The sequence below is a fragment of the Rhizorhabdus wittichii genome, assembly GCF_017607425.1.
GTDB classification, from domain to species: Bacteria; Pseudomonadota; Alphaproteobacteria; order Sphingomonadales; family Sphingomonadaceae; genus Rhizorhabdus; species Rhizorhabdus wittichii.
Genome location: NZ_CP059319.1, coordinates 423,639 through 446,820, shown reverse-complemented (window position 1 = coordinate 446,820; position 23,182 = coordinate 423,639). Strand labels below are relative to the sequence as shown.

General features: G+C 67.5%; 27 protein-coding genes, 1 tRNA gene and 1 other RNA gene. 13 read left to right on the top strand and 16 right to left on the bottom strand.

Annotated features, from left to right (window positions below; translation table 11 throughout):
* Window position 1 precedes the first annotated feature (1 nt).
* From HRJ34_RS02155 to HRJ34_RS02140, 4 genes are all read right to left on the bottom strand, one after another.
* Window positions 2-2,440, bottom strand: a complete 2,439-nt coding sequence (locus tag HRJ34_RS02155) for a chemotaxis protein CheA (RefSeq protein WP_208633214.1) — start codon at window positions 2,438-2,440, stop codon at window positions 2-4.
* A gap of 71 nt (window positions 2,441-2,511) precedes the next feature.
* A complete protein-coding gene (locus tag HRJ34_RS02150) occupies window positions 2,512-2,961 on the bottom strand; it encodes a PA2169 family four-helix-bundle protein (protein ID WP_264319418.1) in 450 nt (149 codons plus the stop codon).
* Between the two features lie 111 nt (window positions 2,962-3,072).
* Window positions 3,073-3,699, bottom strand: coding sequence for a histidine phosphotransferase family protein (locus tag HRJ34_RS02145; RefSeq protein WP_011950916.1), 627 nt, complete (start codon window positions 3,697-3,699; stop codon window positions 3,073-3,075).
* 61 nt (window positions 3,700-3,760) lie between these two features.
* Complete coding sequence (locus tag HRJ34_RS02140) at window positions 3,761-4,186, bottom strand: Mov34/MPN/PAD-1 family protein (protein ID WP_208633212.1); 426 nt, start codon at window positions 4,184-4,186, stop codon at window positions 3,761-3,763.
* Between the two features lie 17 nt (window positions 4,187-4,203).
* On the opposite strand from HRJ34_RS02140, the gene HRJ34_RS02135 reads away from it, so the two are divergent.
* Window positions 4,204-5,169 carry an RluA family pseudouridine synthase gene (locus HRJ34_RS02135; protein WP_208633211.1) on the top strand — a complete coding sequence of 322 codons (966 nt, stop codon included), beginning with the start codon at window positions 4,204-4,206 and terminating at the stop codon, window positions 5,167-5,169.
* A 95-nt stretch (window positions 5,170-5,264) separates the two neighbouring features.
* On the top strand, window positions 5,265-6,170 hold the full coding sequence (gene rpoH, locus HRJ34_RS02130; protein ID WP_011950913.1) for an RNA polymerase sigma factor RpoH: 906 nt from the start codon (window positions 5,265-5,267) through the stop codon (window positions 6,168-6,170).
* Window positions 6,171-6,304: 134 nt separating this feature from the next.
* On the opposite strand, the gene HRJ34_RS02125 is transcribed toward rpoH, so the two are convergent.
* Entirely contained in the window at window positions 6,305-7,102 is a 798-nt protein-coding gene (locus HRJ34_RS02125) for a transporter (protein WP_011950912.1), read from the bottom strand.
* 63 nt (window positions 7,103-7,165) lie between these two features.
* On the opposite strand from HRJ34_RS02125, the gene HRJ34_RS02120 reads away from it, so the two are divergent.
* Window positions 7,166-8,662, top strand: a complete 1,497-nt coding sequence (locus HRJ34_RS02120) for a hypothetical protein (RefSeq protein ID WP_208633210.1) — start codon at window positions 7,166-7,168, stop codon at window positions 8,660-8,662.
* Window positions 8,663-8,675: 13 nt separating this feature from the next.
* Window positions 8,676-9,371: a monofunctional biosynthetic peptidoglycan transglycosylase gene (gene mtgA, locus HRJ34_RS02115; RefSeq protein WP_029991829.1), complete on the top strand. Its 696-nt coding sequence runs from the start codon at window positions 8,676-8,678 to the stop codon at window positions 9,369-9,371.
* Between the two features lie 174 nt (window positions 9,372-9,545).
* On the opposite strand, the gene HRJ34_RS02110 is transcribed toward mtgA, so the two are convergent.
* The 7 genes from HRJ34_RS02110 to HRJ34_RS02080 form a co-directional block, all read right to left on the bottom strand.
* On the bottom strand, window positions 9,546-9,884 hold the full coding sequence (locus tag HRJ34_RS02110) for a YbaB/EbfC family nucleoid-associated protein (RefSeq protein WP_011950909.1): 339 nt from the start codon (window positions 9,882-9,884) through the stop codon (window positions 9,546-9,548).
* A complete protein-coding gene (locus HRJ34_RS02105) occupies window positions 9,881-11,629 on the bottom strand; it encodes a DNA polymerase III subunit gamma/tau (protein WP_208633209.1) in 1,749 nt (582 codons plus the stop codon). Before HRJ34_RS02105 ends, HRJ34_RS02110 begins: the two co-directional genes overlap by 4 nt.
* Before the next feature lie 45 nt (window positions 11,630-11,674).
* Window positions 11,675-11,772, bottom strand: an RNA gene (gene ffs, locus HRJ34_RS02100) — signal recognition particle sRNA small type.
* 42 nt (window positions 11,773-11,814) lie between these two features.
* Window positions 11,815-12,594, bottom strand: coding sequence for a COG4705 family protein (locus HRJ34_RS02095; RefSeq protein ID WP_011950907.1), 780 nt, complete (start codon window positions 12,592-12,594; stop codon window positions 11,815-11,817).
* An 83-nt stretch (window positions 12,595-12,677) separates the two neighbouring features.
* Window positions 12,678-13,013, bottom strand: coding sequence for a 2Fe-2S iron-sulfur cluster-binding protein (locus HRJ34_RS02090; protein WP_011950906.1), 336 nt, complete (start codon window positions 13,011-13,013; stop codon window positions 12,678-12,680).
* Window positions 13,010-14,143: a cysteine desulfurase family protein gene (locus tag HRJ34_RS02085; RefSeq protein ID WP_404947162.1), complete on the bottom strand. Its 1,134-nt coding sequence runs from the start codon at window positions 14,141-14,143 to the stop codon at window positions 13,010-13,012. The genes HRJ34_RS02090 and HRJ34_RS02085 overlap by 4 nt, the downstream gene beginning before the upstream one ends.
* Entirely contained in the window at window positions 14,101-15,159 is a 1,059-nt protein-coding gene (locus HRJ34_RS02080) for a cysteine desulfurase family protein (protein ID WP_208633208.1), read from the bottom strand. Before HRJ34_RS02080 ends, HRJ34_RS02085 begins: the two co-directional genes overlap by 43 nt.
* Window positions 15,160-15,271: 112 nt before the next feature.
* Here HRJ34_RS02080 and HRJ34_RS02075 point away from each other — a divergent pair, with 112 nt between their 5' ends.
* Window positions 15,272-15,919: an alpha/beta hydrolase gene (locus tag HRJ34_RS02075; protein WP_011950903.1), complete on the top strand. Its 648-nt coding sequence runs from the start codon at window positions 15,272-15,274 to the stop codon at window positions 15,917-15,919.
* 40 nt (window positions 15,920-15,959) lie between these two features.
* Here HRJ34_RS02075 and HRJ34_RS02070 read toward each other — a convergent pair whose 3' ends face one another.
* Window positions 15,960-16,139 carry a hypothetical protein gene (locus tag HRJ34_RS02070; RefSeq protein WP_011950902.1) on the bottom strand — a complete coding sequence of 60 codons (180 nt, stop codon included), beginning with the start codon at window positions 16,137-16,139 and terminating at the stop codon, window positions 15,960-15,962.
* Between the two features lie 128 nt (window positions 16,140-16,267).
* On the opposite strand from HRJ34_RS02070, the gene HRJ34_RS02065 reads away from it, so the two are divergent.
* Window positions 16,268-17,074, top strand: coding sequence for a phosphotransferase family protein (locus tag HRJ34_RS02065; RefSeq protein ID WP_029991823.1), 807 nt, complete (start codon window positions 16,268-16,270; stop codon window positions 17,072-17,074).
* Here HRJ34_RS02065 and HRJ34_RS02060 read toward each other — a convergent pair whose 3' ends face one another.
* Window positions 17,075-17,350 carry a BrnA antitoxin family protein gene (locus tag HRJ34_RS02060; protein WP_029991822.1) on the bottom strand — a complete coding sequence of 92 codons (276 nt, stop codon included), beginning with the start codon at window positions 17,348-17,350 and terminating at the stop codon, window positions 17,075-17,077.
* Window positions 17,351-17,859: 509 nt separating this feature from the next.
* Between HRJ34_RS02060 and HRJ34_RS02055 the strand changes: the two genes are divergently transcribed.
* The 7 genes from HRJ34_RS02055 to HRJ34_RS29420 all read left to right on the top strand — a co-directional run bounded on the left by HRJ34_RS02055 (window position 17,860) and on the right by HRJ34_RS29420 (window position 22,118).
* The gene (locus HRJ34_RS02055) at window positions 17,860-18,144 is read left to right on the top strand and encodes a D-Ala-D-Ala carboxypeptidase family metallohydrolase (RefSeq protein ID WP_208633207.1); all 285 of its coding nucleotides are present in this window, start codon (window positions 17,860-17,862) and stop codon (window positions 18,142-18,144) included.
* Entirely contained in the window at window positions 18,141-18,323 is a 183-nt protein-coding gene (locus HRJ34_RS02050; RefSeq protein ID WP_208633206.1) for a hypothetical protein, read from the top strand. The genes HRJ34_RS02055 and HRJ34_RS02050 overlap by 4 nt, the downstream gene beginning before the upstream one ends.
* A complete protein-coding gene (locus HRJ34_RS02045; RefSeq protein WP_208633205.1) occupies window positions 18,274-19,062 on the top strand; it encodes a phage tail protein in 789 nt (262 codons plus the stop codon). The genes HRJ34_RS02050 and HRJ34_RS02045 overlap by 50 nt, the downstream gene beginning before the upstream one ends.
* On the top strand, window positions 19,062-19,541 hold the full coding sequence (locus HRJ34_RS02040) for a phage virion morphogenesis protein (protein WP_208633204.1): 480 nt from the start codon (window positions 19,062-19,064) through the stop codon (window positions 19,539-19,541). Before HRJ34_RS02045 ends, HRJ34_RS02040 begins: the two co-directional genes overlap by 1 nt.
* Before the next feature lie 444 nt (window positions 19,542-19,985).
* Window positions 19,986-21,386, top strand: a complete 1,401-nt coding sequence (locus tag HRJ34_RS29535) for a calcium-binding protein (protein WP_319025634.1) — start codon at window positions 19,986-19,988, stop codon at window positions 21,384-21,386.
* 234 nt (window positions 21,387-21,620) lie between these two features.
* Entirely contained in the window at window positions 21,621-21,974 is a 354-nt protein-coding gene (locus tag HRJ34_RS02030; RefSeq protein ID WP_208633203.1) for a baseplate J/gp47 family protein, read from the top strand.
* A 21-nt stretch (window positions 21,975-21,995) separates the two neighbouring features.
* Window positions 21,996-22,118 (top strand): hypothetical protein, encoded by a 123-nt coding sequence (locus HRJ34_RS29420; RefSeq protein WP_264319417.1) that lies wholly within the window; start codon window positions 21,996-21,998, stop codon window positions 22,116-22,118.
* Window positions 22,119-22,600: 482 nt separating this feature from the next.
* Here the strand turns inward: HRJ34_RS29420 and HRJ34_RS02025 are convergent.
* Both HRJ34_RS02025 and HRJ34_RS02020 read right to left on the bottom strand, forming a co-directional pair.
* Window positions 22,601-22,675, bottom strand: a tRNA-Val gene (locus tag HRJ34_RS02025).
* Window positions 22,676-22,875: 200 nt separating this feature from the next.
* A complete protein-coding gene (locus tag HRJ34_RS02020; protein WP_011950898.1) occupies window positions 22,876-23,148 on the bottom strand; it encodes an HU family DNA-binding protein in 273 nt (90 codons plus the stop codon).
* Between the last annotated feature and the right edge of the window lie 34 nt (window positions 23,149-23,182).

Here is a 23,182-nt window from a genome sequence, read left to right as displayed (position 1 = left end):
GTCAGGCGCTCCGCTTGTTCCAATACCGGCGCAACTCGGCGGTGAGGCCGGCCCGGTCGTAGCGCCACAGGCTGTCGGGCGAGGCGCCGCGATCCTCGGCATGCTGGCGCAGCCGCAGCACCGCCGCCGCTTCGGCCGGCCCATCGGCCGCGGCACCGTCGGCGACGATGACGAGATCGGCGGCCGGCCCCTCCTCCGGTGCATAGATGATCCGATAGCCGGCGCCTTCGACCAGCGGCGCGAGCACCTGGCGCGTCCAGGGGTCCTCGTCAGACAGCAGGCAGACCGGGCGCTGCTCGGCGGCCGGCTCGCTGCCCAGCCCCTGCGCGAACAGCCAGAAGGCGTCGAGGAACTCGACCGGCCGCTCCTCGACCAGCATCACCCCGGCGACCGGACCGGCGACGGCGCTGCGCTGCAGCTCGATCGCGACCGGGACGATGTCGATGACGCTGTCGATCGCATAGGCCAGCTCCTCGGCCCCGTCGCGCATCCGCAGCACGCGGACCTTGGCCTCGATGATCGGCGCGCCGCACGACACCAGCGGCACCAGCCGCCCGTCGATGTTCAGGCGCATCCGGCCCGCGCTGTGGCTGACCGAGGCGGAGAAGCAGTCCTCGATCCGCTCGACCAGCGCCAGCGGCACGCCGCGCTCGACCCCGTCGAGGTCGCGGAACAGCAGGACGGGCACGGCGCCCTTCTCGTGCAGTTCCTCCTCGCCCTCCTCGGCCGCCGGCTCGACCGCCGCCTGGTCGTCGCGGCGGACGCCCGCCTTCTCGGCGACGCCCGCGACGTCGAGCAGCAGCATCGGCCGGCTGTTGTCCGGCAGGGTCGTGCCGCCATAGATGCCGCAAGCCATCACCACCGGCGCGGCGGGCTTGACCACCAGCTCCTCATGGTCGTGGACCGCGTCGACCGCGAGCGCATAGCGCGCGCCGCCCGAGAGCTTGAGCACGACGAGATTGGCCTGTGCGCCCCGTTCGAGGCCGAGCACCGCGCCGAGCGACACCACCGGCACGCGGACGCCGCGGATGAAGACGAGATCGGCGCCGCCCAGCGTCCCCATGCGGACGGCGTCGCCGCCGACGCGGACGATCTCGTCGATCGCCGATCGGGGAATCGCGAAATGCTGGCCGCCGGTGCTGATCGTCAGCGCGGGGATGATGGTGAGGGTCAGCGGCACGCGCAGCGTCAGGCGCAGCCCCTGCCCCGGCCGGCTGTCGATGTCGACGAGGCCGCCGATCCGTTCGACATTGGCGCGGACGACGTCCATGCCGACGCCGCGTCCCGAAATCGCGGTCACCTCCCGCGCGGTCGACAGGCCGGGCGCGAAGATCAGCTCGAGCTTGCGTTCCCAGCTCAGCGTCGCGGCGCGCTCCCGGCCGAGGATGCCGGCGGCGACCGCCTTGCCGACGAGCTGGTCGGCATCGATGCCGCGGCCGTCGTCGATCACCTCGATCAATATCTGGTTGCCGACCTGCCGGGCGCTGACGTGGAGACGCCCCGCCACCGGCTTGCCGGCGAGCACCCGCGCCTCGGGCGGCTCGATGCCATGGTCGATCGCGTTGCGGACGATATGGGTCAGCGGATCGCGGATCATCTCGATCATCTCGCGATCGAGCTCGACGTCGCCGCCGTCGATCTCGAGCTGGACCAGCTTGCCCAGTTCGGCGGAAATGTCGCGGACCATGCGCGGCAGCGCGGTGAAGAGATGCTCGACCCGCGCCATGCGGGTGCGGGTGATCGCGTCGCGCATCTCGGCGATGCAATGCGACAGCCGCTCGAAGGCGACCTCGGTGTTCGATTCGGCGCCGCTCTCGCGCAGGCGGCGCGCCAGCTCGTTGCGCGCCAGCACCATGTCGGACACGCCCGCCATCATCCGGTCGAGCAGGTCGACCGGCAGGCGGATGCTGCGCGAGACGGCGCGCGGGCCGGCCGGCGCCGCGGCGGCCGGGGCTTCGACCAGCACCGGGACGACCGCCTCCTCCTCGTCCGTCTCCTCGGCGATCCGGATCGCCTCCAGCGCCTCGGCGAGCGCGACGTCGTCGGCATCGGCGGTATCGACGACGGCCTCGGACACGGGCCGAAGCGCCGCGATCAGGCGGGCATCGTCCTCGTCGGGGACGGTCCGGCCGCTCTCGATCGCGTCGGCCAGTTCGGCGATGCGGTCGATCACCGCCAGCACGGCGCTGACCAGCGCGGGATCGGGGCGGCGGCGGTCGGCGCGGACGTCGGCGAGCACGTCCTCGGCCGCGTGGCTGAGCTTCTCGAGGCGCGGCAGATCGAGGAAACCGCAGCTTCCCTTCACGGTATGGACGAAGCGGAAGATCGCATCGAGCCGCGAGCGATCGTCGGGCGCGAGTTCCCACGCGACGATCTCGCCCGACAGGGCGTCGAGGGTCTCGCGTGTCTCCGCGACGAAGTCGCCGAGCAGATCGTCCATGGCATCATTCCCGAACCGGTTGTCGGCTCGGGTCATGCCCCAACAGGGTTAAGGCCGGGTTTACGACCTGCTCAGCGGCCCACGACGGTACGGTCGGCCCAGGCGCTCCGGGGCCCGAAGCGGTGCAGTTCGCGCCGGCAGAACGCCTCGTTGAGGCCGAGCAGCAGCTTGGCCAGTTCGCGCCGGAAGGCCGGCGGCAACCGCTCCTCCGCGACGAGGGCGCGCAGGCAGGCGGCGAGATGGCGCTCCTCGCGCTCGAACAGGCGGACGACGAAGCGCTCGTTGGTCAGGCCGATGCCGAGCAGGCGGATGCGCATCCGCTTGAGCCAGCCGCGCAGCGTGCCGCGACGGCGCGGCTCGCCGCCGAGATGGCCGACCTTGTGCCTCAGCCGGCGAACGACGTCCTGGCGCAGCAGCACCTCACGCTCATATTTGGCGTAGAGGGGGAAGCGGCGAGCATCGCGCGCGATCGCCTCGCAGGCGCCGATCGTGTCGTTCAGCGCCGCGATCAGGCGATTCAAGGATCGTGTCAGGGCGAAGTCGCTGTCCATGGCGGCGGACGATCGACGATGAGCGCCGCCACGGACAATAAGTAGATGGCACAGGGTCGTCCCCGCCATCTCCTTTCCCGGTCAGGCCGGCAGCGTCGCGCCGATCATCAGCAGGCCGTCCTCGGGTTGCGAGACCTGCACCGCGCCGCCCTGTTCGCTGACCAGGATATGGACCAGCCAGGCGGCGGCGGCGCGCGGCGAGACCAGGTCGGGATCGGCATGGCCGAGCAGGGCGTTGCGCAGCTCGGGATCGAGCACGACGCGGGGCCCCTCGGCGCGGATCACCACCTCGCCGCCTTCCGCGGCGATGTCGAGCTGGCCGCCGCGGACCAGCGCGTCGCCCGCGATCAGCGCGAGGTTGAGCAGGGTCTTGATCGCCGGCTTGGGCAGCGTCGGGGCATCGACCATCCAGCCGAGCCGGACCTTGCCGTTGCCATGCAATCCCTCGATCGCCTCGCGCGCCTCGCGGGTGTCGACCCGCTCGCCGAAGCCGCCCGCCGCGCCGAAGGCCAGACGGTAGAATTTGAGCCGGTTCGCGGTGGTCTGGGCGCTTTCGGCCAGCAGCTCCATGCAGCGTTCGCGCATCTCCGGGTCGGTCTCGTCGGCGAGCAGCTCGATGCCGTTGTTGAGCGCTCCCACCGGCGACAGAAGGTCGTGGCACAACCGCGAACAGAGCAGGCTCGCGAAATCGGCCGAACGATTGACCATGGACACTTCCTCAGAGGGCAGACAGGTCGGGTCTTTTGGCAAGCGGGGGCCGGTTGCGCAATCAGCGATTGTCGGCCTCGACGATCGTCACGGCCCGGAAACGCCCCTTTCCGTCCGCCGGGCGGCCGTCCGCATACCAGGCGCACAGCACGCCGCTGCCGGCGATGATCCAGTAGCTGCCCGGCTCCGCCGCCGCCGCGTCGCGCGCCGAGGGAACCGGGGAGCCGCCGGGATGCGAATGATAATGGCCGACCAGCGCGGGACCGCCGGCGCGTGCCGCGCGGTGCGCGGCGATCAGCGCGGCGGGATCGACCTCGAAGCTGTCGCGCGGATCGGCGGCGACGTTGGCGCAGGGGCGCAGCGCGGCGACGATGGCGCCCCGCCCCTTCGTCTGCCCGAGCAGCAGGCCGCAAATCTCGGCATCGGGGCTCGCCGCCGCCGACGACAGGATTTCGTCGAGCGCCGCCCTTGATATCCGTAGTTCCATCGCCACATCGCTACAGGATGACCGGGGGGAAATCGACATTGCATGCCGTGGTGCCGCAGGATGCCGAGGGCTGGCGGCTCGACCGGGCGTTGGCCGCGGCGCTGCCGACATTGTCGCGCGAGCGGCTGAAGGCGCTGATCTCCTCTGGCCAGGTCAGCCACGCCGACGGCGCGCTCGCCCGCGATCCGGCGATGAAGGTCGCGCCCGGCGCGTGCTTCGCGGTGGTCGTCCCCGATCCCGCCCCCGCGCACAACGCGGCGCAGGATATCCCGCTCGTCGTCGCCTATGAGGACGAACATCTGATCGTCATCGACAAGCCCGCCGGGCTGGTCGTCCATCCGGCGGCCGGCAATCCCGACGGGACGCTGGTCAACGCGCTGCTCCACCATTGCCGGGGTAGCCTGTCCGGGATCGGCGGGGTCGAACGGCCCGGCATCGTCCACCGCATCGACAAGGACACGTCGGGGCTGATGGTCGCCGCCAAGACCGATCCGGCCCATGTCGGGCTGGCGGCGCAGTTCGCCCGGCACAGCATCGACCGGCGCTACCGGGCGATCGTGGCGGGAACGCCGCGCCTCGCCGCCGGGACGGTCGACGCGCCGCTCGCGCGCTCGACCGCCGACCGCAAGAAGATCGCGATCGTCGCCGACGGGCGCGGCAAGCGCGCCGTCACCCATTACAGCGTGATCGAGCCGCTGCGCCGCGCCGCGCTGGTCGAATGCCGGCTGGAGACGGGTCGCACCCACCAGGTGCGCGTCCACATGGCCTCGCTCGGCCATCCGCTGCTCGGCGACCCGGTTTACGGGCGCAGCCGGCCGGAACATCGCGAGTTGCTCAACCGTTTGAAATTCCATCGCCAGGCGCTGCACGCGGCCCGGCTGGGCTTCGTCCATCCGGTGACAAGCGCGGCTTTATCTTTCGATAGCGAAATTCCGCAGGATATGCAGGATTTGTTCAGCGAACTGCGTGTAAGGGTGCTATAGATGTTACAGAACGGTACGGGAGTGATTCTCCCCTATCGACACACACAAGGTTGCGGCGCACCATGCCGGCGCGCCGACGAGGGAGTAAGTTGATCATGGCAAGCGGAAAGAACGTGCCCGCCACGATCCCCGCGCTGGGCGGGGAGCAGAGCCTCAACCGCTATCTGGCCGAGATCCGGAAGTTTCCGCTGCTGACGGCGGAAGAGGAATATATGCTCGCCAAGCGCTTCCAGGAGCATGGCGATCCCGAGGCGGCGACCCGCCTCGTCACCTCGCACCTGCGTCTCGTCGCGAAGATCGCGATGGGCTATCGCGGCTATGGCCTGCCGGCCAGCGAGCTGATCTCCGAAGGCAATATCGGCCTGATGCAGGGCGTGAAGAAATTCGAGCCCGACCGGGGCTTCCGTCTCGCCACCTATGCGATGTGGTGGATCAAGGCGTCGATCCAGGAATATATCCTGCGGTCGTGGAGCCTGGTGAAGATGGGCACTACCGCGGCGCAGAAGAAGCTGTTCTTCAACCTGCGGCGGATGAAGTCGCAGCTCGAAGCCTTCGAGGACGGCGACCTCAAGCCCGAGGACCTCAAGAAGATCGCCACCGACCTCGGCGTGTCCGAGGAAGAGGTGACGAGCATGAACCGCCGCATGTCGATGGGCGGCGACGCGTCGCTCAATGTCTCGATGAACGAGGACGGCGAAGGCGAGTGGCAGGACATGCTGGTCGACCAGGGCCCGCTCCAGGACGAGCGGCTGGCCGAGGTCGAGGAGAAGTCGGTCCGCCACAACATGCTCAACGAGGCGCTGGCCGCGCTCAACGATCGCGAGAAGCATATCCTGGTCGAGCGGCGCCTGGTCGACGAGCCCAAGACGCTCGAGGAGCTGAGCCAGGTCTATGGCGTCAGCCGCGAGCGCGTCCGCCAGATCGAGGTTCGCGCCTTCGACAAGCTGCAAAAGGCGATGATGCGGATCGCCGGCGAGAAGCGCCTGCTGCCGGCGATGTGATCCTGGGGAGTGTCCGGCGGCACTCCCCTCTCCACGTCATCCTGGCGAAAGCCAGGATCTCCCTTTCCTCTCCCCGGTCATCCGCGCAGGAAGGCAGGGAGATTTCAGCTTTCGCTGGAATGACGGGGAAAAACTCAAAACCGCCGCGACACGCCGACATAGAGCTCGACGTCGGGCGCATGGCGGTCGAGCCCGCCATTGGCGCCGATGTCGAACTGGAGGTCGTCGCGCGGCTGCCAGGCCAGCGACAGGCCGCCGAGCTGCTGGCTCTCATGGCCCGACGGGTCGCGATCGCGGGTGAACTGATATTCGAGCGTCGCGGACAGCGTCGGGCCCAGCTTCGCGGCGACCCCGGCGACCGTGCCATAAGCGAGGTGCCGCCCCTTCCCGTCCGAATCGACCGCCGCATCGACCTCGGGCACCCATTCGAGCGCGAAGGTCTCGTCGATCTCGTAGGAGACGGGCAGCCGGAAGCCGGCGCCCCAGTCGCCCGCGCCGATCGGTTCGCGGCCCACCGGCAACGTCGCGAAGGGCATCAGCGCAACCGACAGCGCCGATCCGTCCGGGTGGAGCAGGTTGTGGCGGAGCGCGACCGTCACGTCGCCGACCCCGCTCTCGCGCAGCCGCAGGCCGGCGGAACGATCGCGGTCATGCTCCCGCCCGAAACTCGTCCAGCCGAACTGGACCTCGGTGCGGTCGCCGATTCCGTAGCGGACGAGCAGGTCGCCGAGCAGCAGCCTGTCGTCGCGCTCGCCGGCCTGGCGGTCGAGCGTCCAGTCGGCCAGCCCGACCTCGACCGAGACATGGCCCCGGTCGATCGTGCAGGCCGGCGTGCCCAGCCCCGGCCGGTCGGGGCAATAATCGCGCATCTCCGCCGCCGCGCCCGCCGCCGGCAGCGCCATCGCAAGCCATCCCAGGAACCGCGCGAACATGACGAATTCCTACTCTGTGACGTGATCCACTGACAGCGTTGTTTTTCGTGCTAGGATGGCGCCATGATGGGGGACATGAAGGCAGGCGGGGGGCGCCGTGCCGGCGATGCGGCCGTGGCCGTGGCGCTGGCGATCATCGTCACGGCCCTGGCGGCGGCGGCGCTGCTCGGGGGGCCGACGCTCGACGACCATTGGACGATCTATCTGTCGGATTCGACGCGCGGGCTGGCGAAGCTGGTCGAGGAGCGGTGGATCCTGGATATCCGCCCCCCGGTCTTCGACGCCTGGGCGACGCTGCTGCACATGGTGGGGATCGACTCGATCCCGCTGGCCCGACTCATCTCCTCGCTGCCGGCGGTCGTCCTGCTCGTCCTCGCCGTCCGCGCTTTCTCCAGGCGGCTGCCCGACGAGGCCCCCTTCTTCGCCATCTTCCTGCTGCTGGTCCTGTCGACGCCGGCCGCGGTCCGCGCCTTCGGTGTCTATCGCGGCGATTTCTGGCAGCTCGCGGCCTTCGCGATCCAGATCCTCCTCGTCCGCCATGTCCTGTTCGTCCAGAAGGACTATCGCCGCAAGACCGACGCCGTGCTGGCGCTGTTCGCCCTGCCCGCCACCTTCGCCGCGATCACGATCGACTATGGCGGCGCGCTGTTCGGCGGCATCGTCGCGATGGCGACGATCCTCGCGGCCATCGCGCGCGGGCTGCGCCGCTGGGCGCGATCGCTGCTGATCACGGTGGCGCTGGCGGTGGCGACGGTCATCGCCATGATCTCCTGGCAGGCCGGCGCATGGGCGGCGAATTTCGACCTGTACCAGAACTGGATCGAGATGAGCTACGGCTCGGCGGGCGCCATCATCGCCGCGCTGCTGTTCGGCACCATCCTGCACAATCCGATCGCGCTGGCCGGCGGCTATCTCGGTCGCGAGCAATGGAGCCGGGGCGATACCGGCTTCGCGATCATCATCGGCGCGGCGCTGGTCGCGGCGCTGGTCGCGATCATGCAGATCGACGCGCAACGCCGGCTGATCACCTTCAGCAACAGCAGCGACGTCGCGGTGCTGGTCACCGCGCTGATGGCGACGGCGGGCGCCAAGATCGCCGACCGCCGGATGTGGATGAACGCGCTGGCGGGCGTCGCCATCCTGTCGGTGACGGTGTCGGCGACGGTGAACGGCAGCGGCAGCGGCTGGCAATCGGGCGCCAAGCGCATCTCGCGGATCGTCGCGGCCTGCCCGCAGACGCAGGTCTTCGCCGTGTCGGGCTGGCGGCTCGACGACGGCAGCGCGTCGCGCGCGGCGCGGCGCGAGGAGCCGGTCTTCACGATCGGCTATAAGCGGCTGGCGCGCAGCTACGGCTTCACCGCGATCGTCATCCCGCGCGACCGCCCGGCGACCGCCGCGCCCGGCCGCTGCCCGGTGCTGCTATGGATCGAGCGGGTGCCGTCGAAGAAGCGCGTGAAGCCCGCGCAGGTGCTGAAGGCAGCCGGCCTGGGCGGGCTCGAAAAAGCGCGGCTCAGCCTGATCCGTGGCGAAAACGGCCTTATCGTTCGTGCCGACCGCTGATAAGCGGCCCATCATGGCCAGAGAGTCCTTCGCGCGCCGCGCGCTTCGCTGGATCGTCCGCGCGCTGATCATCTTCGTGATCGGCTCGGTGATCTGGGTCGGCATCTATCGCTTCGTGCCGCCGCCCGTCACCACGACGATGATCGTCAACGCCTTCGACGGACGCGGCATCGCCAAGGACTGGATGTCGATCGACACGATGTCGCCCAACATGGCGCTCGCCGCGATCGCCGCCGAGGACGGCAATTTCTGCTCGCACCACGGCTTCGACTTCAAGGCGATCCAGAAGGCGATGGAGAGCAATTTCCAGGGCGACCGGCGGATCAGGGGCGGGTCGACAATCAGCCAGCAGACCGCGAAGAACGCGTTCCTGTGGCAGAATGGCGGCTATGTCCGCAAGGCGTTCGAAGCCTGGTTCACCGTGCTGATCGAACTGCTCTGGCCGAAGAAGCGGATCATGGAGGTCTATCTCAACATCGCCGAGACCGGGATCGGCACCTATGGCGCCAATGCCGGGGCGATGCGCTATTTCCACCATGACGCGTCGCGCCTCAGCCGCGCCGAGGCGGCGCGCATCGCCGCCGTCCTGCCGCTGCCCAAGAAGCGCGAGGCGATCTCCCCGACCGGCTTCACCCGCCGCTACGGCGACCGGATCGCCCGGCGGATGGGCCAGGTGCAGCGTTACGGGCAGGATGGCTGTTTGAAGTGAACTTGAGGGGAAGTGCCTTCCCCCATCCCTTCGTCATGCTGAACTTGATTCAGCATCCACCGGCCCGCAGGCGCGAACCAGCAGGCTTCGTGAACGACGCTGCGAACGCACAGCCTTGATGCGCGGCTTGGTGGATCCTGAAACAAGTTCAGGATGACGCCTCGCAAGCGGGCGTCAGCTGAACGGCATCTTGAAGCCGGGCGGGATCGGCAGCCCCTGGGTCAGCTTCGCCATCTCGGCGTTGGAGGCGGCGTCGGCCTTGGTCCGGCAATCGTTGATCGCGGCGGTGATCAGGTCCTCGAGCATCTGCTTCTCGGACAATTCCATCAGCGAATCGTCGATCGCCACGCCGAGGATGCGGCCCTTGGCGGTGGCGCGGATCTTGACGAGGCCGCCGCCGGCCGCGCCTTCGACCTCGATCGTGTCGAGCACGGTCTGGGCCTGTTCCATCTGCGTCTGGATCGTCTGCGCGGCGCTCTGCGCGGCGGCGATCATTTCCTCGAGGCTTTTCATGATGCGAGACTCCGTTTTTCAGGGGCGCTGTAGTCGATCAGCTCGGCATCCGGAAAGGCTTCCAGAGCGGCCTTGACCAGCGGGGATTCGAGAATGGCGTCGCGCGCCGCGTCCTCTTCGGCGCGGATCCGGGCGAGCAGCGAGGGCGCGCCCGCCTCGTCGACCATAGCGACCGACCAGGTCCGACCGGTGGATCGCTTGAGGATATTGGCGACGTCGCCGGCGAAATTCTGCGGCAGCCGCTGGTGGCGCGCGATCAATAGTTCCTCGCCTTCCAGCCGGACGATCGCCGCATAGTCGTGGAAGAGCTGCGCGAGCAGCGCGTTTTCCGGCAGCAGCAGCGCATGGATCGCCTCGCCGGTCGCGGGCAGCGACGGCGGCACGGGTTCCGGCTCGGGCTCGGGGATCGCGACCGGAACCGGAGCGACGACCGGGGCCGGGGCCGGCACGGCGGCCAGCGGCGGCGGCGTCTCGATCGGGGCGGGCGCAGGCGCAGGAGCGGCAATGGGCGCCGGCGCGGCCATCAGCGCCCCCTGCGGCTCGGCCGCCGGCGGCCGAGCGGGCGCGGGCTGGACGGGCAGGTTCAGGTCGCCCGAGGCGAGCCGGCGCGCCAGCTCGCCCGGATCGGGAAGCTGGCTGGCATGGACGACGCGGAGCAGCGCCATCTCGGCCGCCTCGATCGGCATGGCGGCGGTCTGGACCTCGCCATGGCCCTTGAGCAGGAGCTGCCACAGCCGGTGGAGCGTCGCGAAGCCGAGCTTGCCGGCCCAGTCGCCATAGGCCTCGCGCTCCTCGGCCGACAGCGCGGGATCGTCGGTCCCGGCCACCTTGGCGCGGGTGATCGCATGGCAGGTCTCGAGCAGCCCGTGCAGCATCGCCACCGGCTCGACGCCGAGGTCATATTGCCCCCGGATGCTCGCCAACACCGCCGCCGCGTCGCCCTTCAGCATCTCGCCGAACAGGCGGCGGACCGCGCCACGATCGGACAGGCCCAGCATGTCGCGAACCTGCTGCGCCTCGACCCGGCCCGATCCGTGCGCGATCGCCTGGTCGAGGATCGACAGGCCGTCGCGCGCCGAGCCTTCGGCCGCCCGCGCGATCAGCGCCAGCGCCTCGGGATCGGCCTCGACGCCCTCGGCCGCGACGACGTTGGTGAAGTGCGCCGCCAGCTTGTCGGCGGTGATGCGCCGCAGGTCGAAGCGCTGGCAGCGCGACAGGACGGTGATCGGAACCTTGTTCACCTCGGTCGTGGCGAACAGGAATTTCACATGCGCCGGCGGCTCCTCCAGCGTCTTGAGCAGGCCGTTGAAGGCCGACTTCGACAGCATGTGGACTTCGTCGATGATGTAGATCTTGTAGCGCGCCGACACCGACGCATAGCGCACCGCCTCGATGATCTCGCGGACGTCGTCGATGCTGGTGTGGCTGGCGGCGTCCATCTCGACCACGTCGATATGCCGTCCCTCGGCGATCGCGACGCAGGGCTCGCAGACGCCGCAAGGATCGATCGTCGGCCCGCCCTGCCCGTCCGGCCCGATGCAGTTGAGCGCCTTGGCGATCAGCCGCGCGGTCGAGGTCTTGCCGACGCCGCGCACGCCGGTCAGCAGGAAGGCATGCGCCAGCCGGCCGCGCCGGATCGCGTTGGCGAGGGTCGTCACCATCGCGTCCTGGCCGATCAGCTCGTTGAAATTCTGCGGCCGATATTTGCGCGCGAGGACGCGATAGGGTGTCGAGGATTCGGACATGAGGTGAGCTTACCGAGGCAGGCCCGGATTGTCGTTGGTGATTTTCGGGGTGGGAGCCGGAACGACCCGATACGAAATCGTTGCGGCTGCTTCCTTCCGGACCTGACCGGGTTGGCGACGGCACCGTCCGCCCGACTCCCGCGGCGCATATGGGGGATCGGCGCCGGGGATGCAAGCCGTCCCGGCTATCGGCCCAGCCGACCGGCCGCGGGCGCGGAACTGCCCGCGCGCTGCGGGACCGTCAGGATCAGCAGGACGATCGCGCCCGCCAGCACGGCGGAGGCCAGCGGCCGGCTGAAATCCAGGCCGCCATGGTCGATCGGCTTGTCGAGGAAGTCCCCCACCGTCGCGCCGAGCGGACGGGTGAGGATGAAGGCCGCCCAGAACAGCATCACCCGGCTGGCCGGCGTGAACAGATAGAGGAGCGCCAGGCCGGCGAGCAGCGCGCCGAATATCGTCCCCGCGCCGACATATCCGAGCCCGCCAGTATCGGCGAGCCAGTCGCCGAGCGCGGTTCCCAGCGTCTGGGAGAAGGTGATGGTGATCCAGTAGAACAGCTCCGTCCCGGAATCCCGGACCTGATCGACCGCGACCGAGCCGAGCGAGCGATACCATGTCAGCAGCGAGCCCAACACGCAGACCAGCAGCAGCGCCGAGCCTCCCGCATAGCCGATTCCCATGGAGCGGGTGGCGAAGTCCGCCATGGTGGTGCCCGCCATGGTCGAGGCGATGATCGTCAGCCAGTAGAGCGAAGGGACGAACCGCCGCGCCGCCATCTGCACGCCGACCAGGACGAGCAGGAGGGTCAGGAATATCCCGGTTCCCGCCAGATAGCCGAGGTTCATCGTCATCGAGACCGTATCGCCGCCGGTCTCCCCCAAGGTCGTTGCCAGGATCTTGATGATCCAGAAACCCAGGGTGACGGCGGGAAGCTTGCTGTCCGCCGGGAAATCCTGATCTCGCATCGGGCGCCTCATCTTGCCGGCCAGCCGAATTTGCTGGTCCGACCGAGACGCCGCCGGCACCGCCTTTCCGCAGCCCGTCCGGCCTATCGCCCCTGCATGTTCCGCGCGCCGACCGGCATCCGCACGGTCAGGCCGTCGAGCGCGTCGGTCAGGACGATCTGGCAGGCGAGCCGCGAGGTGCGCGTGACATGGCTGGCGAGGTCGAGCAGGTCCTCCTCCATCTCCGACGCGCGCGGCAGCCGGGCGAAATCGGCCGCGTCGACGATGACGTGGCAGGTCGAGCAGGCCATCTGCCCCTCGCAGGTCCCTTCGAGCGGCTGGCCGTCGGCCTGGGCGACGTCGAGCAGATGCTGGCCCGGCGACGCCTCGACCTCGCTGCGATGCTCGCCGTCGGCGGAGATGAACACGACCCTGGTCATGCCGCCCACATACGCTGTCTGGCGGCGGCGTCGAGGATCATCGTCGCGGCGCGGTCGATCTCCTCCTCGCTCGTATAACGGCCGAAGCCGAGGCGGATGCTCGAGCGCGCCTGCGCGTCGCTCAAGCCGAGCGCCTTGAGGACGTGGCTCGGCCGCCCCGATCCGCTGGCGCAGGCCGAGCCCGCCGAGAAGGCGAGTTCGCGCAGGTCGGAGATCAGCCGCGCGCTGTCGACGCCGTCGCGGCGGAGGTTGAGATTGCCGCGCCAGCGCCGCTCGACCGATCCGTTGATCCGCCATTCGGGACCGAGCCGGCGGGTCGCGATCAGCCAGAGCCGCTCGACATGCGCGGTATCGGCCTCGCGCCGCGCCACCATCAGCGCCGCCGCCGCGCCGAACCCTGCGCAGAGCATCGGCGCCAGCGTGCCCGAGCGGCCCGGCGCCTCCTGCCCGCCGCCGTGGAGCAGCGGTTCGAGCGCCACCCCGTCGCGCACCCACAGCGCGCCGATGCCCTTGGGGCCGTGGACCTTGTGCGCCGAGATCGCGACCAGATCGCAGCTTTCCGGAATCGGCACCCGGCCATAGCCCTGCACCGCGTCGCACAGGAACAGCGCGCCCGCCTGATGGGCGAGCGCGGCGAGCGCCTCGACCGGCTGGATCACGCCGATCTCGTTGTTGACCAGCATGACGGCGACGAGCCCGGTGCCGGGCGCGATCGCCGCCCGCGCCTGCTCCGGATCGACCAGCCCCTCGGCATCGACCGGCAGGATGCGGACCGCGCGCCCCGCCTGGCCGACCGCCCGGACGCTGTCGAGGACGGCGGCATGTTCGGTCGCGACGGTGACGATCGGCCCGCGCGTGCCCTTGATCGCCCAGTTGAGCGCCTCGGTCGCGCCGCCGGTGAAGGCGACCCGCCCGCCCTCCGGCAGCAGCGAGGCCACCTGCCCGCGCGCCACCTCGACCGCCGCCGCCGCCTCGCGGCCCATGCGGTGCGGCGAATGGGGATTGCCGAACTTGTCGTCGAGGAAGGGCAGCATCGCGGCGCGCGCCTCGGGCGCCAGCGGGGTGGTCGCCTGATAGTCGAGGTAGATCATGCCGCGCGCGCCCGCGCCGCCGTCGCGATCGTCCGCCATTCGGCGGCGACCCGGTCGATGTCGGCCTCGCTGGTGTCGCGGCCGAAGCTGATCCGCACCACCTCGCGCGCGCTCGCCTCGTCCCAGCCCATCGCCGCGAGCACATGGCTGGGCTTGAGGCTGCCCGAGGAACAGGCGCTGCCCGCCGACACCGCGATCCCGGCCATGTCGAAGCGGATGAGCTGCGCCGTCGCGGCGACGCCCGGCATGCGGTAGCTGGCGATGGTCGGCAGCCGCTCGCAGCCGCCCGCGACGACGATGCCGCCGGCTGCCGCGATCACGGCGTCGAGCCGGGCGCGCAATGCCGCCGCCCGCCCGATCCAGTCGAAACCCGCCTCGATCGCCGCCGCGAAGCCCAGCACGGCGGGCAGGTTCTCGGTTCCGCCGCGATAGCCCTGCTCCTGCCCGCCGCTCGGGGCGAGCGTCGCGAGGTCGCGGACCAGCAGCGCGCCGATCCCCGGCGGGCCGCCCAGCTTGTGCGCCGACAGCGCGGTGAAATCGGCATCGGGCAGGGCCAGCTTGGCGCCGCTCTGCGCACAGTCGGCGAGCAGCAGCCCGCCGCCCGCGCGCACGTCCGCGCCGATCCGTTCGAGCGGCTGGATCACCCCGGTCTCGTTGTTGACCGCCTGGACCGCGACCAGCGCCCCGCGCGCCGCAGCGGGCAGCGGCCCGACCAGCCCGTCGCCGTCGACCGGCAGCACCACCGCGTCGGGGGCCGCGCGGCGCACCGCGTCATGCTCGACCGCCGAGACGAAGCGCCCGGCCGCCTTGGCGCGGCGCAGCGCGATCTCGATCGCCTCGGTCGCGCCGCTGGTGAAGAGGATCGCGCCGTCATGGCCCAGCGCCCGGCCGATCCGCGCGCGCGCCTCCTCCAGCGCCGCGCGGGCGGCGCGCCCCTCGGCATGGGGCGAGGACGGATTGGCCCATCGATCGAGCGCCTGCGCCATCGCCGCGCGCGCCGCCGGATGCAGCGGCGTGGTCGCGGCATGATCGAGATAGAGTCGCGGGGTAGCCAAGCGGCGACATGCTCCATTTGATTGCACCCGATGGGGCCGAGCCTATATAGGCTCTCGATCGGCGGCGCGCCATCCGGCGCGCCCGGCCCCATGCATGTCCCGAAGGATATCGATGCCCGAAGTCATTTTCCCTGGTCCCGAAGGTCGCCTCGAAGGCCGGTTCAACCCCGGGCCGCGTCCGCGCGCGCCCGTCGCGATGATCCTCCACCCGCATCCGCAGGGCGGCGGCACGATGAACAACCGCATCGTCCAGTCGCTCTACCAGACCTTCGTCCGCCGGGGCTTCGCGACGCTGCGCTTCAACTTCCGCGGCGTCGGCAAGAGCCAGGGCACCTTCGACAACGGCATCGGCGAGCTGAGCGACGCCGCCTCGGCGCTCGACTGGGTCCAGTCGATCCACCCCGAGGCGCAGACGACGTGGATCGCCGGCTTCAGCTTCGGCGCCTGGATCGGCATGCAGCTGCTGATGCGCCGGCCGGAGATCAAGGGCTTCATCTCGATCGCGCCCCCCGCCAACATGTACGACTTCACCTTCCTGGCGCCCTGCCCCTCCTCGGGCATCATCATCCAGGGCGACAGCGACGAGGTGGTGACGCCCGGCGCGGTGCAGAAGCTGGTCGACAAGCTGCGGACCCAGCGCCACATCACCATCCATCACGACACCATCCCGGGCGCGAACCATTTCTTCGCGGACGAGATGCCCGAACTGATGAAGTCGGTGGACGACTATCTCGACATGCGGCTGTCGGGCGACCGCTGATTCCGGGAAAGGGGGTTTCGGCCCCCTTTTCTCCTGTCCGTCAGCGAAGCGGCATCGTCCAGATCGCGACATTGGCGAACATCACCACGGCGGCGGCGATCATCAGCCAGCCGCGCTTCGGATCGCCCCTGCGGACGATCATCCACAGCCCGCCGATCCCGAGCACCAGCCCGCCCAGCATCAGCAGCGACAGGGTGAGCGCGGCCGGTCCGTTCATCATCGGTCCATCTCCATGGGATCAGGGTCCCCCGCGATGGACGGGGGGCGGACGGCTGTCAACGCGACGAGCGCGATATGTTGCATGGCTCTCACGAATCGCCCTATCGAACGATCCAAGGGCGTAATGCGATGATCAGGTTGAAGCTCCAGGCGCTGATCGGCAGCGGCGGCAGCGCGGACGTGTTCCGGCTGGCGGGCGGCCGCGTGCTGAAGCTCTACCGCGAGGGCCTCGACCCCGGCGTCATCGCGCGCGAGCATGACGGCGTCCGCCACGCCGTCGACCAGGGTCTCCACGTCGCCCGCGCCTTCGGCACGCGCGACCATGGCGACCGCAGCGGGATCGTCTTCGAGGAGCTGGTCGGCAAGCCGCTGCTCCGCCTCCCCGTGCTGCGTCCGTTCCGCACCCGCGCGCTGCTGCGCCGCTTCGCCGACTATCAGGCGCGCATCCACTTGTGCGGCGCGGCCGGCCTGCCGCACCACCAGCACGACATCATCCATGTCCGCATCGAACAGGCCGAGGTGAGCGAAGCACTCCGCGCCGCCGCGCTCGAACGGCTCCACGCCATCCCCCGCGGCGACCGCTTCTGTCATGGCGACTATCATCCCGGCAACGTCATCCTGACCCGGGCCGGAATCGCCGCGATCGACTGGTCGAACGCCTCGGCGGGCGATCCCGCCGGCGACGTCGCGCGCAGCGAGCTGCTGTTCCGCTATGCCGGCTACGGCCCCAGCCTGCGCAACGTCCCGGCGCTGCGCCGCATCCGGACGATGACCGCCGACTTCTACCTGCGCCAGTATCGCGAGAGCACCGGCCTGAGCGACGCCGCGATCGACGCCTGGCGCCTGCCGATGGCGGTCGCCTCGCTGGTCCCCGGCAGCCGGGTCCACCGCCCCACCCTGATCGCCGCGCTGGAGCGGCAGGGGTTCAGCGTCTGATCACCTGTGCTCGGCCATCCATTGCTTCAGGGCGCTGTCGATCCTCGACTGCCATCCTGCTCCGGAACCCCGGAAATAATCGATCACGTCGCGTGATAGCCTGATGGTCGTGCTCACCTTCGTCGGGGCTTTCTGCCCGCCCCGGCGCTTTACGGTCGCGGCCAACTCGGGCAGCATCTCAGCGAACGGTTTCGCCTTGGCAATATCGTCGGCGCTCAACTCGGGATTGTCGGAAACCGCATCCCAATCGGCCTTGGTATAACCCTTCTTCGTCATGTCAGCAGGGCCTTCTCGTTACGACTCGCCGGGCGCGCGGAGACGATCGAGATACCTTCCGCGCCCAGCGTGGCGAAAATGACGATGATCACAATCTATTTGTAGTAACAATTAACCATATAGTCAACCGAATTATATCGAGCAACCCCTGTGGGCCCGGAGGTACCGGGCCCACATGAATCCTAAGATTTCAAGGGTTTGAGAGTGGTGGGCGCAGCAGGGTTTGAACCTGCGACCCCTGCGGTGTGAACAAATCTGATAGTCCATAATTGCTGGCTTTCTACGTCGTCGACTGCAACTCGCCGCCTCAGAAAACACAGCATTTTCAGACCGTCGCGATAGGTCACACCGGACTTTCACCGGATCGCCACTCGCTACCTGCTGCGCCCTTCCCGCCTGCGCTTCCGACCCGGAAAGCAAGCGAAACCCACCTGCGGAAAGCTTCGACCGTCTTCCGGCGGCCGGAGCCTTTTGCGCGTCGCAACCTCCACGGTGGGGGGGGGGCAGCAATGCAAGTTCGTCATGCTGGAGCGAATCGCTCCGCATCCTCGGAGGGATCGCAGCATAGCTGGGGCGAGGCTGCCGACATCAAGCGCCCGAGCATCACCAACTATGATCTCGCCCGCTACATCCGCGACCATTTCCCCTTCGACCAGCTGATCCTCGAGAACTTCCGCAAGGGAGTCCCCAACAGTGGCTGGGTCCACGTCTCCTACCGCGAAGGCCAGCTCCGCCGGTCGCACCTGACCAAGCTGGTCGGCGAACGCGGCTATCGGCAGGGATTGATCGTATGAGTTGGCTCCTCGGTCTCGTCTTCACCCATCACTCCTTCCTGGTGCTGATCGCCGCGGCGAAGCGCATGTCGACGGCCGCGCGCCGCATGGAGGAAGCCAATGCCCAGGTCAGTTCGGACGATCGCGTTGATGGCGATTGGTTCGCTCGCCTTAACGACCTTGCAGGGCTGCGGCCCTGATCATGTCGCGTCGGCCGGCGAGGTGCCGGTCGTCGTCGAGGTCGACGACACGCCGCCGACCGACCTTCTCCGCTGCCCGGAAAAGCCGGTCGCCTTTCCGGTCGACCAGTCCGCGACCATGGGTTCCGAGGTCCGATCGGCGCTGATGAGCCTCGCCTTCGCCTATGCGGCGACGCTCGACCAGCTCAAGCGCCTCACTGGGAACGGCCGGGCGCCTGCGCGATCGACGATGCAGAAGCTCGATAGCCTGCGCCAGGCGATCGTCACCGCGCTGCCCGACCTGAAGAAGAAGCCCGACAACCTCGCGATCTATGCCCGCAAGGGCCGGATCGTCTCGCGCGACGGCCCCGCCCTCGGCTTCCAGTACCGCTACACCGCGCTGGTCGAGCTGCTCGACTTCGCCGGCGATCCCGACGCGCTCTTCGTCGCGATCGTACTGTGGATCCGCCGGCATCAACCCGACCTGGTCCAGAAGCTCGACGATCGCGCCGGCTTCCGCTTCGACGCCGATCGCCTGTCCCCCAAGGCCGTCGACATCGTCGTCGAGCTGGATCTCGACGAGTCGGTCGCCACCGCCCCGCGCCAGGGCGGAGGGCTGGACCTGGTGCATGTGGTCGACCCCGCCGGCGAGGATGTCTGGAACGCGGTGCTCGACGACGCGATCGGCCGCCCGCCCCTGGCGGAGATCTGGCTCGGCGATCGGCGGCTGCTCCCGGATTCCGCCAGCGATCCCGATTGATGGCCGACGGCGCGGACCTGGAGCAGCTCCATGGCTGGATCGGCGACATGCTCGCCAGCCTGGCGCCCGGCGCGCGCCGGCGCATGGCGCTGCGCATCGCCAAGGAGATCCGCCGCGCCAATGCCGACCGCATCGGCGCCCAGGTCCAGCCTGACGGAACGCCCTTCACGCCGCGCAAGCCCCAGAAGGGATCGCGCGGCCGGGTCGGCACGATCAAGCAGCGCCGCCAGGCGCGCAAGATGTTCGCCCAACTCCGCCAGTTCCGCAACCTGTCGGCCGAGGCCTCCCCCGACGAGGCGGTCGTCGGCTTCCGCAGTCCCGCGGTCGCCCGCGTTCACCAGCTCGGGCTGCGCGATCGCGTCAGCCGCAACGCCAACGCGCCCGAATATGATTATCCAGAGCGCGTCGTGCTCGGCTTCGCGGCCGGCGATCCCGGGCGGGTGTTGGACTTGCTGCTTGCCGAGTTGGACCCTGCCTGATCGCCACCTCGTCTAAAAGTTGCTGTAGACCACCTGTAGCCCAGCCTGCTGGCCCCATGCGGCTAAGCATTTCTGCGGCTCCTCGGGCGAGTTCTTCGCGATCATGAGCGATCCAGTTTTCGAGCTAAAGGCAGCAGCCGGCCTTCGACCGCCCTCCCAATAGGTTCTCAGGTCGACTCCACATCGTTCCGCAGCCGTCCGAAAATCGGCTTCGGTGACGGACGTCTGCTGGCTGCCAGCGAATAGAAGCATGAGCGCAAAATATGAGATCATGCCGGCATCATAAACGCGAATAATATTGAGCCGCAATCCTTACGTAGTAATACGAATGATATTTGCCGCACCTTGATAAAATCAAACAACATTTCCCATCATTCGGCGCAGGGAAGCAACCATTATGGATGTTTTCTGGGAAGGTTGATTTCATATTAAGGAGGAAGAGGCATGACATGGAGCGCTGTTCTCGCCACGATCCACTTCTATGATGGAACCGAGACTTGGGCCGATCCCGTCAAGATGACGGCCATGTCAGCCGGGGAAAAGGCATCCTTCCTGGCCAAGATGGAGGATCTCTACGACAATTCTCCGACCTTTGCCGCCACGATGGACAATTTTTCCACCAACGGCGATGTCCTCGGAGGAACTGAGCTCAATATTATCGGAGCTTATGCCGATCCGAATGGCGCTGTTGCTTCGAATCTCGAAATATCGATGCCGGGTGGCAATGTTAACACCTACTTCTTCCAGATGGATGACTTGGAGGACAGTGTCGTTTTCAACACCAACGGCAAATTGATCCATACCAACGCATCGCTTACCATAGCGCACGAACTTTATCATGGCATCACCGGCTACCAAGACCCCGACCCCGCCGATGCGATCGCGGTCCAGAACGCCGACCTCTACGATTTCGACGGCCCACAGGTCATTTTCCAGAACGCCGTCGCCGCCGATATGGGCTGGGGCGATCAGCTCCGCGCGTCCTATATGGGGCAGGTGAGCGAGCAGTTCGCCATCGATGCGGGCTGGACGCTGAATCATAACTACAGCCTCGGCGCACCTATCGACGAGATGCGCTATGGCGACATCACCGGCGATCTCATCGATCACACCGCAAAGACCGACGACGCGCACGACCTCATCTTCTCCCTATGGGGCGACGACACCGTCAAAGGTGGCGGCGGCAACGACCACATCTGGGGCGGCCTTGGCAACGACCTGATCGAAGGAAATGCAGGCCAGGATTTGCTTGTCGGGGAAGAGGGCGACGACACCCTGGTTGGCGGGAATGGTGCAGATTTCCTGGTTAGCGGTACCGGAAACGACGTCCTTGACGGCGGCGCTGGTGATGATCTGATTGTGATGCAAGGCGGATCGGGACAAGCGACAGGCGGTGACGGCAACGATATTTTCTGGTTCGACCTCGGCACCGTGAAACCGTCAATCACGGTTTACGATTATACGTTAGTGGGCGGCGATCCCGGCGATAGCATTATTTGGAACGGCTATGTTCTTGAGGGCGGCCCTTTTACAATATTAGACCGTGAAGGTGGCTATCCATTTTATAATTATTTGGATGATCATGGAATAATATATTTTTATGCTTTTGGCACTTCAGCCATGATCATCGGCCTCCCAACCAATGAGCTAATATACATCGATGATTTTACCAACGGCGATTATGGCATAACCTTTTCAGAGCCTCCACCCCATGAGGATTTAGCTTATCTTCCAGTCAGCAACATTGTTGACAATGATGAATTTGGGGACTGGTACAATTTGGCTGGAAGGTCCGAAGCCCTGGAGACGCCAGGGTCTATCCCTGACCCTTGGCCATTTTCTTAGCTCTCCAGGCGCGTACGAAGCGCATGATCTGTTCTCGCGGCGCGAGTTTTTTCCACAGATTAGCAGCCGATCTAGCTCATTATCCTAGGCCGGTAGATTAGTTCGCCACTGTGTCCCGCAGTTTTCCAGAGGTCGCGTAGAGGCACATCCCGCCGGCCATCCTTCGTTGTCGAAGCGCGCTCAAACAACGCTCGCGTATCGCGGCCTTGCCCTCGCCTCGGCGACACGACGAGGGTGTCCGATCTCGCCGCCAGCTCCTTAGCCGTCGACCTGTCGCGCCTCGCCGCGCCGCCGGTGCTGCGCCCGCTGTCCTTCGAGGATCGCCTGGCGGCGATCGTCGCCGACTTCCAGGCGCGCTTCCCGGGCTACGATACCATCCTCGAAAGCGATCCGGTGATGAAGCTCCTCGAGGAGCTCGCCTATCGCGACATGCTTGGCACGGCCAAGGTCAACGACACCGCCTCGGCGCTGCTCCTCGCTTATGCGATCGGCGCCGATCTCGACCATCTCACCGCGCGCTTCAGCAACTCGTCAAGCTCCTTTCATTCGTCAAAAGCGACTATGTTCGTCTGTTCATCGTGCTCGTGATCTGCACCGCGGCCCGCATGGGTGCGATCCTGGAATCGCCAGTGGGTTCAGGTCGACGTCAAGCACCGGACGATCACCGAACGAATCTACGCTCGCTACTCGCCGAGCTATATGAAGGACGCCGCCAATGCGGTCGATTTCTGAGCCCAACCTCTTTGATCTGATGTTCGAAACATACCAGATCAACGTCGTTGAAGAGAAGCGAGAGCCGAGCCGTTGAATCATTTCGGTCGACAGTTGGAAGAGACTTGAGAACGAGATCTAGCCCAGCTTCATTGGGAAACCGGAGCCCAGGTTATTCAACATCCCCATCGTCATCGACCGAAGTATGGCCCCCGGAACGTGAGAGCTTCGCATGAAGGCTGACGATATCGGAGAATAACACGCCTCCCTGTGTCTGGCGTTAGAGGCTCTCTGGCATGTCGAGAATTTCCTCAACCACGAAGACGCCCCCTGGTGGGCCGAGGTTCCGGAGAGGGGGTGGTCTTGATCGTTCCAAGATCGAGCGAGGCATGGAGGCTCTTGAGGCATGTTTGATCGGTGGCTCGGGTACATCTGTACCCGCGAACCCTGTGGAAACAGGTGCCCAAGAAGGAGAAAAATCCTTATAGATCAGGGGAGCAGAGTGGTGGGCGCAGCAGGGTTTGAACCTGCGACCCCTGCGGTGTGAACACAGTGCTCTACCACTGAGCTATGCGCCCACTCTGCAACGTCGCGCGGGGCGTGCCCCGCGAACGGCTGTGCGGATAGGGCGGGACGTTCGTCCTGTCCAGCCCCAAAAACGATCCGGACCGGACGCCGTCGCCGAAAGCGTCGCCCGACAGGCGAAGGCCGCACGCGTCCCGGAGGACGCGGCGGCCTTGCCCCCCTCGCCCGGGTCGACGCCGGGCGATAACCGGATCTAGTTGACGGCGTCCTTGAGGCCCTTGCCCGGCTTGAACTTGGGCTGGCTCGATGCGCTGATCTTCATAGGTTCGCCGGTGCGCGGGTTGCGGCCGGTGGAGGCCTTGCGCTTCGTCACCGAGAAAGTGCCGAAACCGACGAGGCGGACCTCGTCGCCCTTCTTGAGCTGGGTGGTAATCGAATCGAACACAGCTTCGACCGCCTTCGAAGCATCATTCTTGGTCATGCCGGTCGCCTCGGCGACGGTGCCGATAAGCTCCTGTTTATTCATGCCTTCATCCCCTACCAATTTTTATGTAGCTGCG

Coding starts and splice junctions, on each gene's coding strand:
- HRJ34_RS02155 (WP_208633214.1), bottom strand. CDS start 2,440: ATGGACGATCTGCTCGGCGACTTCGTCGCGGAGACACGCGAGACCCTC.
- HRJ34_RS02145 (WP_011950916.1), bottom strand. CDS start 3,699: ATGGTCAATCGTTCGGCCGATTTCGCGAGCCTGCTCTGTTCGCGGTTG.
- HRJ34_RS02140 (WP_208633212.1), bottom strand. CDS start 4,186: ATGGAACTACGGATATCAAGGGCGGCGCTCGACGAAATCCTGTCGTCG.
- HRJ34_RS02135 (WP_208633211.1), top strand. CDS start 4,204: ATGACCGGGGGGAAATCGACATTGCATGCCGTGGTGCCGCAGGATGCC.
- rpoH (WP_011950913.1), top strand. CDS start 5,265: ATGGCAAGCGGAAAGAACGTGCCCGCCACGATCCCCGCGCTGGGCGGG.
- HRJ34_RS02125 (WP_011950912.1), bottom strand. CDS start 7,102: ATGTTCGCGCGGTTCCTGGGATGGCTTGCGATGGCGCTGCCGGCGGCG.
- HRJ34_RS02120 (WP_208633210.1), top strand. CDS start 7,166: ATGATGGGGGACATGAAGGCAGGCGGGGGGCGCCGTGCCGGCGATGCG.
- mtgA (WP_029991829.1), top strand. CDS start 8,676: ATGGCCAGAGAGTCCTTCGCGCGCCGCGCGCTTCGCTGGATCGTCCGC.
- HRJ34_RS02110 (WP_011950909.1), bottom strand. CDS start 9,884: ATGAAAAGCCTCGAGGAAATGATCGCCGCCGCGCAGAGCGCCGCGCAG.
- HRJ34_RS02105 (WP_208633209.1), bottom strand. CDS start 11,629: ATGTCCGAATCCTCGACACCCTATCGCGTCCTCGCGCGCAAATATCGG.
- HRJ34_RS02095 (WP_011950907.1), bottom strand. CDS start 12,594: ATGCGAGATCAGGATTTCCCGGCGGACAGCAAGCTTCCCGCCGTCACC.
- HRJ34_RS02090 (WP_011950906.1), bottom strand. CDS start 13,013: ATGACCAGGGTCGTGTTCATCTCCGCCGACGGCGAGCATCGCAGCGAG.
- HRJ34_RS02085 (WP_404947162.1), bottom strand. CDS start 14,143: ATGGCGGACGATCGCGACGGCGGCGCGGGCGCGCGCGGCATGATCTAC.
- HRJ34_RS02075 (WP_011950903.1), top strand. CDS start 15,272: ATGCCCGAAGTCATTTTCCCTGGTCCCGAAGGTCGCCTCGAAGGCCGG.
- HRJ34_RS02070 (WP_011950902.1), bottom strand. CDS start 16,139: ATGATGAACGGACCGGCCGCGCTCACCCTGTCGCTGCTGATGCTGGGC.
- HRJ34_RS02065 (WP_029991823.1), top strand. CDS start 16,268: ATGATCAGGTTGAAGCTCCAGGCGCTGATCGGCAGCGGCGGCAGCGCG.
- HRJ34_RS02060 (WP_029991822.1), bottom strand. CDS start 17,350: ATGACGAAGAAGGGTTATACCAAGGCCGATTGGGATGCGGTTTCCGAC.
- HRJ34_RS02055 (WP_208633207.1), top strand. CDS start 17,860: ATGCAAGTTCGTCATGCTGGAGCGAATCGCTCCGCATCCTCGGAGGGA.
- HRJ34_RS02050 (WP_208633206.1), top strand. CDS start 18,141: ATGAGTTGGCTCCTCGGTCTCGTCTTCACCCATCACTCCTTCCTGGTG.
- HRJ34_RS02045 (WP_208633205.1), top strand. CDS start 18,274: ATGGCGATTGGTTCGCTCGCCTTAACGACCTTGCAGGGCTGCGGCCCT.
- HRJ34_RS02040 (WP_208633204.1), top strand. CDS start 19,062: ATGGCCGACGGCGCGGACCTGGAGCAGCTCCATGGCTGGATCGGCGAC.
- HRJ34_RS29535 (WP_319025634.1), top strand. CDS start 19,986: ATGACATGGAGCGCTGTTCTCGCCACGATCCACTTCTATGATGGAACC.
- HRJ34_RS02020 (WP_011950898.1), bottom strand. CDS start 23,148: ATGAATAAACAGGAGCTTATCGGCACCGTCGCCGAGGCGACCGGCATG.